Source organism: Paenibacillus kribbensis (genome assembly GCF_001705305.1).
Taxonomy (GTDB): Bacteria; Bacillota; Bacilli; order Paenibacillales; family Paenibacillaceae; genus Paenibacillus; species Paenibacillus kribbensis_B.
The window spans coordinates 70423-83788 of record NZ_MCBP01000004.1 but is presented as its reverse complement, the minus strand read 5'-3'; the positions used below and the strand labels follow the sequence as shown (position 1 = coordinate 83788).

Below are 13366 nucleotides of genomic sequence, written 5' to 3'. Positions count from 1 at the left end.
GTCTTTCTCTGCTTTTCACGATATTTACTTTGACCTATTTATAACACACTGCTTTTGTGTAGTCAACGACACCAAAAGACAGGCTTTTTAGCATATGGGTTCATTTTGTAATTTTATGCTATAATAATGGCTGTTATAAAGGAGGAAGACTTAATGGTTGAAGAAAAAAACAACGTATCAGAGCCAAAGCCTTCCCGCTTACGGACAACTATGCGAAGGCTCGGCCGTGTCATAAAGTGGGTCGTCATCATCGGTTGTATGGGGGCACTGTTCGCAGGAGGAGCAGCCGCCGGCTATGTAGCCTCTATTGTCAAAAACGAGCCGGTGCGTTCCAGATCCATGATTGAACAGGAAGTAAATAAGAATGCAATTACGGGCTTTGCTTATTTCAATGATGGCTCTCCCATCGGACAGCTCCGGACAGAGGAAGATCGACGGCCTGTCACGTTTAAGGAAATTCCGCAACTCGTCATTGACGCAGTCATTGCTATTGAGGATAACCATTTTTACGAGCACAAAGGTGTCGATCTGTCAGGAACGCTGCGTGCTGTGAAACAAAAAGCACTGCATGAGTCCGTACAAACCGGGGGGAGCACCCTGACTCAGCAGCTTGCGCGTCGTGTTTTTCTGAATCTCGATCGCACAGATGACCGCAAGGTCAAGGAAATTCTGCTGTCTCTGCGCCTTGAGCGCTTTCTGAGCAAGCAGCAAATTATTACAGCTTATCTCAACAAAGTACCTTTTGGAAACGGCTCAAGCGGTTACAACGTCTTTGGCATCAAAGCAGCCGCCAAGGGTATTTTTAACGAAAATGATCTAAATAAGCTCAATGTGGCCCAGGCCGCCTATCTGGCAGGACTGCCGCAGCTTCCTTCTTCATATTCTGCTTTCAACGGTAAGGGCGACTTTAATGAGTCCGGCTTTAAAAGGGCAATAAATCGTCAACATCTGGTGCTCAGTCGAATGCTCGAGGAAAATAAAATCAATAAAGCTCAGTATGATGAAGCGATGGCTTTTGATATTAAAAAATCTCTTGCACCTCGCACTGTAAAAGCTTATAACACCTATCCATACCTAATGATGGAAACAGAACGACAAGCTGCGCAGGCACTGATGTCCGTCACGAATCCGGGTCAGGCGGCCAATGCTGATGCTGATGCCAAGACCAAGGATGATAACGACTTGCTCAAAGAGGCCGAACAACAGCTTCGCACGGGTGGCTATATGGTCTACACCACCATTGATAAGAGCGTATACAAATCCATGCGCCAAATTGCAGAAAATAAAAATAACTTCTCTGCCACCAGTAAAACCAAGGGTGATGAGCAAGCAGCGGCCATTTTGATTCAGCATAAAACAGGCGCGATTCTCGGGATGATGGAAGGTCGGGACTTCCAAAAGGAACAGATGAATTATGCTACTCAGATGGTGCGTCAGCCGGGATCAGCGATGAAACCCATTGCCGCCTATCTTCCTGCATTGGAAAGTGGTCTTGTGCAGCCCGGCAGCATCGTGGACGACGCTCCTATCATTTTGAAAGATGGCAGCAACGGATATCATATCCCGAAAAATGCCAACAACCGCTATCAAGGATTGGTTACAGCACGTTATGCACTGAATCAATCGCTAAACACGATAGCGCTCAAGCTGTTTAACGAAAAAGTAGGTATTAGCAAGGCTTGGGCTTTCGCCAAAAAGTTGGGCATTACTACCCTGCAACCGAGTGATAATAACGCCCAAACGGGTGTGCTTGGCGGCTTGGCCCACGGGGTGACTGTCGAGGAGCTAACAAATGCCTATGGAGCTATTCCTAACGGCGGTGTATTTAATGACGCTTATATGATTGAAAAGATTGTGGATTCGCAAGGCAATATTGTGTACAAGCATCAGCCTAATCCTGTGCAAGCCTTCACGCCGCAAACGGCCTATCTGATGACGGATATGTTGCGTACAGCAGTGTCAGAAGGTACAGACAGATTGGTGAAGCGTAACTTTAATCAAGCTGGCAAGATTCCGATTGCCGGCAAGACAGGTACTACACAATCCTATACCGATGTTTGGTTCGAGGGATTTACGCCTGACGTTACATTGGGTGTGTGGGTCGGTTACAAGCAGCCTGTTAATAAGCTTGAAACAAAAGTACAAAAAGAGCGTGCACGTCGCTTATGGGCTCTGATTATGAATGAAGTAACGGCCAAAGATTCGCAGTTGTTCCAAACGGACAGCTTCAAGCGACCTGACGGTATTGTAAGCCGTACAGCATCCGCTTATGGTTCGGATATTTACAACAGTAAGTTTTTACCCAAAAATAGCGAAAATGGTGTTACTCGTGCCAAATATATTACCTATCAAGGTGTGAATTACATTCCACGCGATGGTACACCGGATGATATGCTGTATGAACGAACTGTTCGAAAAAGGGAAAAGCCCATCTCAGAATTGATTAAAGAGCTTGAGCAGGCCTTTACGGTGATGAAACGACATAACTCGTTGTCCTACTATCTCCCTGAGGATGCAGATAAGGAAGCTCCTACTCAGGTTGATCCACGCAAGGACGACGGCGCTGCTCCTAATGCTCCAGCGAGCGTCAGCGTTAGCTACAGTGATGGAAAGGCCCTAATCAGCTTTAGTCCAAGCGGTAACAGCGACGTCGTAGGATATCGCCTCTACCGTTCTACAGATGGCGGCAGCTTCCAACGGCTTGGCAAGGTTGTCATGGCTGACGGCTCCAAGGTGTTCTCAGACAGTCCACCGGGCAGCAGCTCCAGCTACTACGTAACTGCGGTTGATGTAGGCGGGCATGAATCCGAGCCAAGTGCCAAAGCAAGCGCAGCACCTGTATTGCCGCCTGTAAATCCGGAGTCTCCAGCCGTTCCGGGTGAGGGAGATGCAACCGGCGTACAGCCTACAGAGGTTCCTACTGCTCCTGGACAGCCCCAGGCTAAGGCAGCAGGCTCTTCTGTAGTGCTCCAATGGAGTGCCGGAAAGCCTGCGGACGCTATTACAAGCTATAATGTGTACTACAGTGAAAACGGTGCGGAGCCCTTTACTAACATAGGTTCTGCCACATCTACCAGCTTTGAATACAAAGCTGGTAAAAAGCCAAAAGGCTGGTTCCGTGTCACTTCCATAAATGCAATAGGCGAATCGGCTCCTTCTGGAGCCGTCCGTCCATAACCGTAAACAAAAGTAAAAGAGGGAGTCTCCTTAGCCAATATGGCTTTAGATACTCCCTCTTTTACTATATTATGAATAGCATTTTAATCTTCTATGGTAGACAAATCCCCTGTAGGAAGGTTAAGCTCCCAGGCCTTCAGCACACGTCTCATAATTTTGCCGGAACGGGTCTTGGGCAGCTTTTCCTTAAATTCAATTTCGCGTGGAGCAGCATGGGCAGACAGCCCCTCCTTGACAAAGCGGTAGATATCCTGCTGTAAAGCCTCAGAAGGTGTGTAGCCTTCACGCAGCGCGACAAAAGCTTTAATGATCTCTCCCCGCACGGTATCCGGTTTTCCAATGACTCCAGCCTCCGCTACAGCTGGATGCTCCAGAAGCTTGCTCTCGACCTCAAAAGGGCCGATTCGCTCCCCCGAAGAATTAATGACATCATCAATCCGTCCCTGAAACCAGAAATAGCCGTCCTCATCCATATAGGCAGAGTCGCCGGACACATACCAACCGGGGAAGCGAAAATACTCCTGATACTTGTTCGGGTTATTCCATATACGATTCATCATCGATGGCCACGGTGTACGGATTGCCAAATGCCCCATCCGGTTAGGAGCCATCACCTGTCCATTGTCGTCCAGTATGGCAGCCTGAATACCTGGAAGTGGCTTTCCCATCGAACCGGGCTTAATCGGCAGCTCAGGGTAATTACAGATCAATTGCCCCCCTGTTTCTGTCATCCACCATGTATCGTGAATGCGCTGCGTATACACCTGCCAGCCCCATCTCACCACTTCGGGATTGAGCGGTTCTCCCACGGACAACACATGCCGAAGACTGCCGAGATCATACTTGGCAACAACCTGCTCACCCGCGCTCATCAGCATCCGAAACGCTGTAGGAGCGCTATACCATATGGTCACTTCGTAACGCTCAATCGTCCGGTACCAGTCCTTTGGGCTGAAGCGACCCCCACGAATAATATTCGTCGCTCCGTTCAGCCATGGCGCAAAAATGCCATATGACGTTCCTGTGACCCAGCCTGGATCAGCAGTACACCAATACACATCATCTTCCCGCAGATCCAGCACCATCTTGCCAGTATAATAATGCTGAATCATCGCATTTTGTACATGATACACACCTTTCGGCTTGCCTGTGGAGCCTGACGTATAATGAATGATTAATCCATCCTCGCGACTCAGCCATTCAGGTTCAAGCTCTTCTGAGGACGTAAGCATTTCCGTTTCAAAATCAATAATCCCTTGCTCACGTTCGTCCATATCACCAACCACAAAAATATGTCGCAGCTCAGGAAGCTCCTCACGTTTGATCCGCGAAAGAAGTGCAGGTGTGGTCACTAGCGCCACCGCCCCGCTATCCTCCAGCCGATCCTTGACCGCCGTCTCCATAAACGCCTCAAACAAAGGGCCCACAACAGCTCCAACCTTTAAAATACCAAACAAGCTAATCACCAGCTCAGGTGAACGCGGCATGAAAATAAACACCCGCTCCCCTTTGCCAATACCGTATTTGCGTAGCACATTACCAAATTTGTTAGAGCTGGCACGAAGCTGAGAAAAGGTGTAAGTTTCATTACGGCTTGCATCACAATACAAAAGCGCTGTTTTTTCACCACGGCCTTCTACTACATGTCGATCAATGGCTTCATGTGCCATATTCACCTTGCCTGTTTCATACCACGTAAAATGACGTTCTGCATCTTCCCACTGAAATCGGTTGTAAGCTTGCTCGTACGAGCCCATGTTGGATGTGGGAACTACAGCCTGGAGTTCTTCAATCTTCATGCATACAGCCTCCTCATAATATGATAATGAGAATTGCACAGGACAAGATAGCGCTTACAAAATTCAATAAAAGTAAATGTACCCTCTTTGGTTTAATATCTAATTTAAAGCATCTAATTGTGAACATTTTATGTCTAAAACAGTATATCATAGATGAGGATGTGACGACCATCCTTTTCATTTATTTGTTTTTTTGTTATAAGTAGGGGATATGGAGAGCTAGCTGATGGTAAACAAGGAGGTCGTACGCATGCAGCATTTAAAACTGCATCACTTGGACACGCTGGATCATAACGGACAAACAATTTATGTAGAAGGACCAATTTCCGCTGATCAACTGCGTTCATTTGAAATGCATACGCAATTGGACGCCTTTCGTAAACCAAAGGAGCAATTCGACGCGCTAGTGGAAATCTCGGAACTGCCGGAAGGCAGAATCATCATTGCCCATGATGGGAAAACCCTTCTGGGATACGTCACCTTCCACTACCCGGATGAGTTGGAACGCTGGTCGGAAGCAGGCATGAAGGACCTGCTGGAGCTTGGAGCCATTGAGGTCGCCGACGACTATCGCGGACTGGGCTTGGGTAGTAGAATGATTCGAATTGCCTTTGAGGACGGACAGCTTGAATCCTATATTATTTTTACGACCGAGTACTATTGGCACTGGGATTTAAAGGGCAGCGGCCTTTCCGTATGGGAGTACCGCCGCATGATGGAACATCTGATGAAAACCGTAGATATGGTCTGGTACGCCACGGATGATCCTGAAATATGCTCACACCCGGCTAACTGTCTGATGGTACGAATGGGAGAGGATGTCCCTCTCGCATCACGTGAGCAGTTTGACCGTATCCGGTTTGTGCGAAGATTCATGTACTAAAATGGCAGCCTTAGCCTAAATGCTTGAGCATGTACTCCACAATACGATGCGAGCGCTGAGATGCTTCCACCGTAAATTCGGCATAATTAACGTGAGCCGATCCGTCGGCCTTATCTGACATAGAACGTAGGACAATATAAGGCACAGCGTTCATGTGAGCCGTCTGAGCCACCGCCGCACCCTCCATCTCGGTACAAGCGCCGCCCATTTCCTGATGCAATGCAGTTACCAATTCACGGCTTGCGACAAATTGATCACCAGATAGGACCTTGCCGACAATATAACGATCATCAAACGATTGACAGGCTTGTTCAGCCAGGCGGACAAGCTCGGGATCAGCGGCGAATTCCGACGTATCCTGATAAGGGATAATCCCTCTGGCATAACCCAAAGCCATCACATCCATATCATGCTGCATACATGTTGATGAGATGACAATATCCCCGATGTTTAAATCCGGGTGTACTGCCCCTGCGACTCCCGTGAAAATAATCTGTTCTACGCCAAAACGATCAATCAGGATTTGGGTAGTTACCGCAGCGTTGACCTTGCCGACACCGGATTTACATACGACAACCTGTTTCCCATGGATGATTCCTGTAGTGTAAGTGATTCCGGCCTTGATCGTCTTGCTCGCTTCTGTCATCGCCGACAGCAGCAATTCGATCTCTTCATCCATAGCTCCCATTAATCCATAAATCCGGCTCATTACGCATCCCTCTATTCTTTAATGATGATTGTACCCACACAAAAATTATGTACCCGCGAAAAAAGCTCCATCAAAGGAGCTTTCATCAAAGGAACTTTCATCAAAATATATCCTGTTGAGCAATTCGCTTAGTCTAGATAATTAACTGACAACCGCAAAATCGTTTCATGTGGCAAAATAACACGAGCATTATCCACATTTTCCTTTTTCATCAGTTTGGTCAGCAATCGCATCGCTACCGCGCCCAGATCGTACATCGGTTGCGCAACGGTTGTCAACTGAGGACGTACCATGGAAGCCATACGAATATTATCCACACTGATTACGGAAAAATCATCAGGTACTTTCAAACCTTCATCCTGAATGCTATGAATAGCACCAATCGCCATTTCATCTGTAGCAGCAAAAATCGCGCTTGGCTTCTTCTTTAAGCCCAGGAAGTATTTCATAGCTTCAACACCGGATTCGTAGCGGTAGTTCCCGATTCGCACGAGATCCTCTTGATACTCAATTCCAGCTGTTTCCAATGCTCTCTTGTAACCTTGAAAACGTGCATAGCCGTTTGCAGGATCTTGAAGCGTACCACTGATCATTGCGATTTGACGGTGACCGTGGCGAATCAATGTGTTTACCGCATCAAAAGCAGCTGCTTCATGGTCGATATCGACTGAAGGGTAGCTCCCTTTTTCATCACTTGTTGCACACAGAACGATAGGAACCGCGGCTGTATGAAATGCCTGAATATGCTCATCCGTGACTGTGCCGCCCATGAACAGAAGTCCATCCACTTGCTTTTCAAGCAACGTATTGATGACACGAATTTCTTTTTCCTTCCGCTTATCGGCATTACACAAAATAATGTTATAGTGATACATATTCGCAATATCCTCAATACCGCGCGCAATCTCTGCAAAAATTGAGTTCGATATATCCGGAATAACCACGCCAACGGTCGTTGTCTTCTTGCTGGCCAGACCTCTAGCCACCGCATTTGGGCGATATCCCAATTGTTCAATCGCTTCGTACACTTTCTTACGTGTCTGAGGTTTTACGTTAGGATTATTGTTAACTACACGGGACACCGTAGCCATTGAGACACCGGCTTCGCGAGCTACATCATAGATCGTTACCGTCACATTCCTTCTCTCCATTGCCAATAAATTTTCAACCGAATCCTAGATCAACTAATTAGAACCATGATACGACAAAATACTACTTTATGCAACGATAGCACTTCATCACCTAGGTGAGATGATCGTCGAGTGCATGGGCTGTAATATTCGAATGGGATGTATGCCAGACAGCCTCTCCATCCTTGATTAAAATGGCCTGCGGCGATTCATGCTTTACCTGGAGCCGCTCCGCAGCCTCATTGGATACCGATCGGTCTTCTACTACATAAATGATACCGTATTCAATATTTTCGTTGGGAGCGGCCTGCAAATAGGACTCCATTTCCTGATATGCACCTGAACTAATCGGACAACGCGTGCTATGTTTAAAGAGAAGCAACGGCTTGTCTGATGTCGCTTCCAGAGCCGTATTTAATTGTTGAACAGTAGTCATTTTCGTCATCGTCCCCATTGGATATACATTCCTTTCTGTGTCTTGTCGTATGGCCTATTCTCATCGTAACAAAAAGAACATGTAAAATCCAATGGTGACCATGAAAATTTTCATATTTTTTAGTTTTTTGTATTTGTAAACACCGATTTACTGGTATAACCGGATAATTGAGCCAGTTTTTTCTCTACATCGTTCATCCAATCCTCATCCCCCAGACTTCTCGCATAACGATAAAGGTCCAGCAAGAGATTAATCCGGAGCTCCATCCGCTCCTCCAAAGAGGATTGCCAGTCCACATTGGGATTGTCCGCTTCCTCCAGCACCAGCTTGCGGATAATCTCAGCCAGTTCATTGCTGCGAGCAAAGGAAATTCGACGGGCCGAGGGTTTATCACCTAGACTTTGTAGCAACTCCTTGATGTCCTTCGTCACATGTTGCAAAACCTCACTGGAACAGCATGACGGGCATGAAAATACAGGGACGTGCAGAATTTCAACCTTACCGGAAAAAATCACCTTACGAAGTTCCAGTCCCATCGTTGTGCCGCATTGGCATTGCTTATGCATTTAACCACCTCATTACGTAGGATCAAGCTATATGAGGATCTCATCAAATCCAGATATATCTATCTACTAGTCTATAAAAGCTTTGTTAACTCTATAAAATCTTTCATGCCTTGTTTTATTTCGACTTTATACGCCTCAAATCCTTCCACAGATTGCAGCTATGAACAAATTACCAAAGGATTGGCGGGCGGATGGACTTTGGGCGTTCTTTTTCTTAAGATGTAAAGGTAGAGATTACAATAACAGCAGTGTCATCATATGACGCACGAAAGGATGGTTGGATGTCGAGACTTGCCGGAAAAAAGATCATTGCCCTGGTGGATGAGGAATTTGAGGATCTGGAATTATGGTACCCGGTTTACCGCGTTCGTGAAGAAGGCGCTGAAGTGCATCTGGCCGGTGCCGAAAAGGGTAAAAAGTATATTGGAAAATATGGTGTGCCTGCTGAAGCAGAATATGCCTTTGAAGAGCTAAACAGCAGCGATTACGACGGGATTCTTGTCCCTGGCGGTTGGGCACCTGATAAGCTGCGCCGCTATCCCAAGGTAATTCAACTCGTACAAGAATTTCACGCTGCACGTAAACCGATCGGACAAATCTGCCATGCAGGCTGGGTGCTGATTTCTGCCAAAATTTTGGACGGCGTTACAGTAACCTCCACACCAGGTATCCGTGATGATATGGAGAATGCAGGAGCGATCTGGAAGGACGAGCCTGTTGTGACCGACGGACATATTGTATCTGCTCGTCGTCCACCTGACCTTCCACCTTACGGAAAAGCATTCTGTGATCTGTTAGCAGACAACAGCCAGAAATAAGAAAAAAGAAAAAGCACCTTCAAAACCAACAATATATTGGTTCGAAGGTGCTTTTTCGTCCTGATCAGCGGTTGTGGCTTTCGAGACATTGCACAATATTACTGCTGTCCAGGGCCGGCCGCGATACAGTTGACATTCGCTGCCGTCAGCTTGTCTTCAATCGCTGCACCAGTGGACATGCCGAAGCAAGCCTGAGCGACCATCTTCGCCTCAGATGCTGTCGTATTCAGTACACGATGCTTGACCCGCAATAAAGATTGCGGGGACATGCTGAGCTGGTGTATCCCCAGCTCCAGCCAAAGGGGAATGGATCGTTCATCTCCAGCCATCTCACCACACACACTCACATCAATTCCTGCTTGTTGTGCCGCTTGTGCTGTCATACGCAGCATCCGCAGCACAGCCGGATGGTATGGGTGGTACATATGAGCAATCTGCTCGTTCATACGGTCTACAGCCAGCACATACTGAACCAGATCATTCGTTCCGATACTAAAAAAATCAGCTTCAGCCGCCAATAGATCAGCGATCATCGCCGCGGCTGGTACCTCAATCATAATCCCGCGCTGAATGTTCGAATTGTAGGCAAGCCCTCTCGCATCCAAATCCACCATAGCTTCCTTCAACAGAGCATCTGCCTGGCGGAATTCCTCAATCGATGAGATCATCGGATACATAACCTTGATGTTCCCTGCTGCACTGGCCCGTAAAATGGCAGTCAGCTGAGTTTTGAATAATTCCTTCGAATCCAGACTGATCCGTATAGCTCGGTAGCCTAGAAAAGGATTTTCCTCCTCCGGCAATTGAAGATAATCCAGCGGCTTATCTCCGCCGATATCTAATGTGCGGATGACTACAGCGTGGCTCCCTGCCTTTTCCGCTATCAACCGGTACACTTCATATTGCTCCTCTTCATTTGGAGCAGATTTTCGATCCATATATAAAAATTCCGTTCGGAACAGCCCTACTCCTTGAGCTCCATGCTTCAAGGCTGCCTCCAACTCCTTAACGGAACTGATATTGGCCGCCAGCCTCAGTGAGGTTCCATCTTTGGTCACAGCTTCCACGGAAGCAAGTACCTGTAGCTGTTCTTTTTTGCGGCGCTGCTCATCACGCAATGCTTTATAATGATGGATAACCGTTTTTTCCGGATTCACATACACCTTGCCCAGGTCCCCGTCGACAACCATTATATCTCCGGTCTGGACAGACAAATTAAGATTGCTCTCCAGTCCAGAAACGAGCGGAATACCAAGCGCACGGGCCATGATCGCAGAGTGCGACGTTTTACCACCGTTCATGGTCACAATGCCTAACACATAGCTAGGATTCAAGTGAGCCGATTGGGAGGGTGAGAGCTCCTTGGCTACCAATATATAAGGCTGTGTGTCCTTGGGAAGAGTGACTTCCGGTGCACCCAGTAAATGCTTGAGCAGCCGGTTCCCCACATCCTTAATGTCGATCGCCCGCTCCTTCATATATTCATCATCCAATAAATCAAACATCGTCACAAAATGATCAATGGCTTCCTTTACTGCGACCTCGGCTGCCTTGTACTGACGCTCAATTATTCCGCGGATTTCGTTCATGAACTCCGGATCTTCCAATATCGCAAGATGAGCATCAAAAATGCTGGACTCCTCCGGCCCCACCATCTCCCGAAACTCATCCTTAATAAACTGGATCTCACTTTTGGATGTGCGTATCCCTTCATACAACCGTTCAAATTCCTTCGCAAGATCCACCGCATCCATTTTTTGCTCAGGTAAATCCCACTCCCAGCTCGGCAGGACAAATGCCTTCCCGATTGCCACACCTGCTGCGGCGCCGATGCCTTCTATCATGTTTCTACCCCTCCAACATTCCTGTCATGCAGCACAACGGACATTACCGAGGCCTGACCTTTTTTCACTGTTTTAAACGGAGCAAAACTCCACGACTTCACGCGATCCGGATTCGTAATGACCATAGGAGTCACCAATGATGGAGCTTGCTCCCGCAGCGTCTGCAAATCAAATTTGATCAGCAATTGCCCTGGCTCCACCGTATCGCCTGCTTCTACCATAGCAGTAAAATTCCCTTTTAGCTGTGAAGTATCAATCCCGATATGAAGCAGAACCTCAAGCCCTTCTCGTGTGGAGATGCCTAAAGCGTGCATCGTCGGATACAGGTGCATCACAGTGCCATACACCGGAGACACAAGTTCACCCCGCTCAGGAACAAAAGCAACACCGTCTCCGACCAGCTTTGACGCAAAAATTTTGTCAGGCACTTCATGAATCGGCAGCATTTTTCCATGTACAGGAGCGTTGAACAAAATTTGAGGGAGATCACGCTCCATCAGCTTCGCAATTTCCTCACGAATCAGTTCTGAATACGTTCCGAATACGACCTGCAAGTTCCCCCCGCCCAGATTGATCAGCCCTGCCGATCCTAGAGCCTTCATCGCTCCGGTATCAATCAGCCTGTCATTGTGGACGGTCAGCCGCAAACGTGTGATGCAGGCCTCCACCTGCACAATATTTTCCTTCCCGCCAAGCGCTTCCAAAATAAGCGGAGCGCTGTAAGGAATATTGCCAGCCCAATCCTCCAGAACCGAACCCTCCTCGCGACCGGGAGTTGGAATACGGAATCGCCGGATGGCCCATCGAAACAGCACATAATATACAAGGCCATACGCTACTCCCACCGGAATCAGCAACCAGGCGTTATGTGATAGATGAAAATTAAGCACATAGTCTATAAAACCCGCCGAATAGGAAAAACCGTGATGAATATCCAGTGCAAAGGTAAGCCACATCGCCAGCCCGGACATGACTGCATGAACGAGGAACAAATAAGGAGCAGCAAACAAAAAGGCAAACTCGATCTGTTCCGATACTCCGGTAAAAAAGCAGACAAGCGCAGCCGTCAAAAACGTTTTTTGCACCTTGGGCTTCAAATCTTCACGCGCTTCCTGAATAATCGCCAGCGCAATGGCAGGGATCGCAAACATCATAATGGGGAACAACCCGGACATAAAATAGCCCGCTGTCGGATCGCCAGCAAAAAATCGGGGCAAATCTCCCTGCACGACGTTACCTGACGGCGTTTGATATGTACCCAGTTGAAACCAAAATATATTATTGAGCAGATGGTGAAGACCAAAGGCCGCCAGCAGCCGGTATAGAATACCGTAAATAAACAGTCCAAAGCCACCCAGGCTCGATTCCAGACCTGCTATAAATTGCAATCCACTCTGAATAAGCGGAGCAACAACCAGCATAAGTCCTGCGAACACAGCAGAGAACAAACCAATGAGCAGCAAAACAAATCGGGTACCTCCAAAAAACTGAAGCACCTCGGGCAACTTAATGCTTTTAAAACGATTATAAGCGATCCCTGAAATGACCCCCAAAATGATACCAATGAGCGTCGCCGGTTGAATGAGTCCGTTTCCAAATCTCAATGTGACTTGATCATATATAGCCATACCAGCCAGCGCTGCCAGTCCCGCCTGACCTGCCTGATTCGACATGCCGAGTGCAACACCAACCGCAAACAGGTAAGGCAAAAAATAAAAAATCCCGTGTCCCGCCGCATTAGCCATATCAGACACCATAGGGAATCCCCACGCGGACCAAGGAAGACTGCCGAGACTTAGTAATATTGCAGCTGCCGGTAGTACCATCGTCGGGAGCATGACGGCACGACCAAGCTGTTGTAAGGATCCGAGCCAATTCATGGCATTCCTCTCCCTTCTATCCCTGATGGTAAGCTGAATACATACTTTTGTCAAAGCCCTACATACATTATATGGATTGCTGTAAGTACAATATACTGTACGAAGTCCCCATTTCGCATCAAAA

General features: G+C 47.5%; 10 protein-coding genes and 1 other annotated feature (1 of these 11 cut by a window edge). Of the genes, 3 read left to right on the top strand and 7 right to left on the bottom strand.

The genetic code is table 11. The features are described 5' to 3' along the window. Positions 1 to 18 (bottom strand) — a binding site (T-box leader) (it extends 250 nt beyond the left edge of the window). Positions 19 to 153: 135 nt separating this feature from the next. Beyond that, complete coding sequence (locus BAZ21_RS08990; RefSeq protein WP_068499166.1) at positions 154 to 3177, top strand: transglycosylase domain-containing protein; 3024 nt, start codon at positions 154 to 156, stop codon at positions 3175 to 3177. Between the two features lie 83 nt (positions 3178 to 3260). On the opposite strand, the gene acsA is transcribed toward BAZ21_RS08990, so the two are convergent. Beyond that, positions 3261 to 4976 (bottom strand): acetate--CoA ligase, encoded by a 1716-nt coding sequence (gene acsA, locus BAZ21_RS08985; RefSeq protein WP_068499164.1) that lies wholly within the window; start codon positions 4974 to 4976, stop codon positions 3261 to 3263. A gap of 250 nt (positions 4977 to 5226) precedes the next feature. Here acsA and BAZ21_RS08975 point away from each other — a divergent pair, with 250 nt between their 5' ends. Then, positions 5227 to 5859 (top strand): GNAT family N-acetyltransferase, encoded by a 633-nt coding sequence (locus BAZ21_RS08975; protein ID WP_068499160.1) that lies wholly within the window; start codon positions 5227 to 5229, stop codon positions 5857 to 5859. Positions 5860 to 5869: 10 nt separating this feature from the next. On the opposite strand, the gene BAZ21_RS08970 is transcribed toward BAZ21_RS08975, so the two are convergent. The 4 genes from BAZ21_RS08970 to BAZ21_RS08955 form a co-directional block, all read right to left on the bottom strand. Then, positions 5870 to 6568, bottom strand: a complete 699-nt coding sequence (locus BAZ21_RS08970; RefSeq protein WP_068499157.1) for a 5'-methylthioadenosine/adenosylhomocysteine nucleosidase — start codon at positions 6566 to 6568, stop codon at positions 5870 to 5872. Between the two features lie 128 nt (positions 6569 to 6696). Beyond that, on the bottom strand, positions 6697 to 7704 hold the full coding sequence (gene ccpA / locus BAZ21_RS08965) for a catabolite control protein A (protein WP_007431040.1): 1008 nt from the start codon (positions 7702 to 7704) through the stop codon (positions 6697 to 6699). 106 nt (positions 7705 to 7810) lie between these two features. Continuing rightward, entirely contained in the window at positions 7811 to 8152 is a 342-nt protein-coding gene (ytxJ, locus tag BAZ21_RS08960) for a bacillithiol system redox-active protein YtxJ (protein WP_068499155.1), read from the bottom strand. A gap of 101 nt (positions 8153 to 8253) precedes the next feature. Continuing rightward, positions 8254 to 8700 (bottom strand): hypothetical protein, encoded by a 447-nt coding sequence (locus tag BAZ21_RS08955; protein ID WP_068499154.1) that lies wholly within the window; start codon positions 8698 to 8700, stop codon positions 8254 to 8256. 281 nt (positions 8701 to 8981) lie between these two features. Here BAZ21_RS08955 and BAZ21_RS08950 point away from each other — a divergent pair, with 281 nt between their 5' ends. Further along, positions 8982 to 9518 carry a type 1 glutamine amidotransferase domain-containing protein gene (locus BAZ21_RS08950; protein ID WP_068499152.1) on the top strand — a complete coding sequence of 179 codons (537 nt, stop codon included), beginning with the start codon at positions 8982 to 8984 and terminating at the stop codon, positions 9516 to 9518. Between the two features lie 98 nt (positions 9519 to 9616). Here BAZ21_RS08950 and ptsP read toward each other — a convergent pair whose 3' ends face one another. Further along, entirely contained in the window at positions 9617 to 11362 is a 1746-nt protein-coding gene (gene ptsP / locus BAZ21_RS08945; protein ID WP_068499151.1) for a phosphoenolpyruvate--protein phosphotransferase, read from the bottom strand. Then, the gene (locus BAZ21_RS08940) at positions 11359 to 13242 is read right to left on the bottom strand and encodes a glucose PTS transporter subunit IIA (RefSeq protein WP_068499149.1); all 1884 of its coding nucleotides are present in this window, start codon (positions 13240 to 13242) and stop codon (positions 11359 to 11361) included. The genes ptsP and BAZ21_RS08940 overlap by 4 nt, the downstream gene beginning before the upstream one ends. Between the last annotated feature and the right edge of the window lie 124 nt (positions 13243 to 13366).

What these genes read in the sequence shown, in the direction of transcription:
- ytxJ (WP_068499155.1), bottom strand. Translation starts at nt 8,152, where the DNA reads ATGGGGACGATGACGAAAATGACTACTGTTCAACAATTAAATACGGCT.
- BAZ21_RS08940 (WP_068499149.1), bottom strand. Translation starts at nt 13,242, where the DNA reads ATGAATTGGCTCGGATCCTTACAACAGCTTGGTCGTGCCGTCATGCTC.
- BAZ21_RS08990 (WP_068499166.1), top strand. Translation starts at nt 154, where the DNA reads ATGGTTGAAGAAAAAAACAACGTATCAGAGCCAAAGCCTTCCCGCTTA.
- BAZ21_RS08970 (WP_068499157.1), bottom strand. Translation starts at nt 6,568, where the DNA reads ATGAGCCGGATTTATGGATTAATGGGAGCTATGGATGAAGAGATCGAA.
- BAZ21_RS08950 (WP_068499152.1), top strand. Translation starts at nt 8,982, where the DNA reads ATGTCGAGACTTGCCGGAAAAAAGATCATTGCCCTGGTGGATGAGGAA.
- acsA (WP_068499164.1), bottom strand. Translation starts at nt 4,976, where the DNA reads ATGAAGATTGAAGAACTCCAGGCTGTAGTTCCCACATCCAACATGGGC.
- ptsP (WP_068499151.1), bottom strand. Translation starts at nt 11,362, where the DNA reads ATGATAGAAGGCATCGGCGCCGCAGCAGGTGTGGCAATCGGGAAGGCA.
- BAZ21_RS08955 (WP_068499154.1), bottom strand. Translation starts at nt 8,700, where the DNA reads ATGCATAAGCAATGCCAATGCGGCACAACGATGGGACTGGAACTTCGT.
- BAZ21_RS08975 (WP_068499160.1), top strand. Translation starts at nt 5,227, where the DNA reads ATGCAGCATTTAAAACTGCATCACTTGGACACGCTGGATCATAACGGA.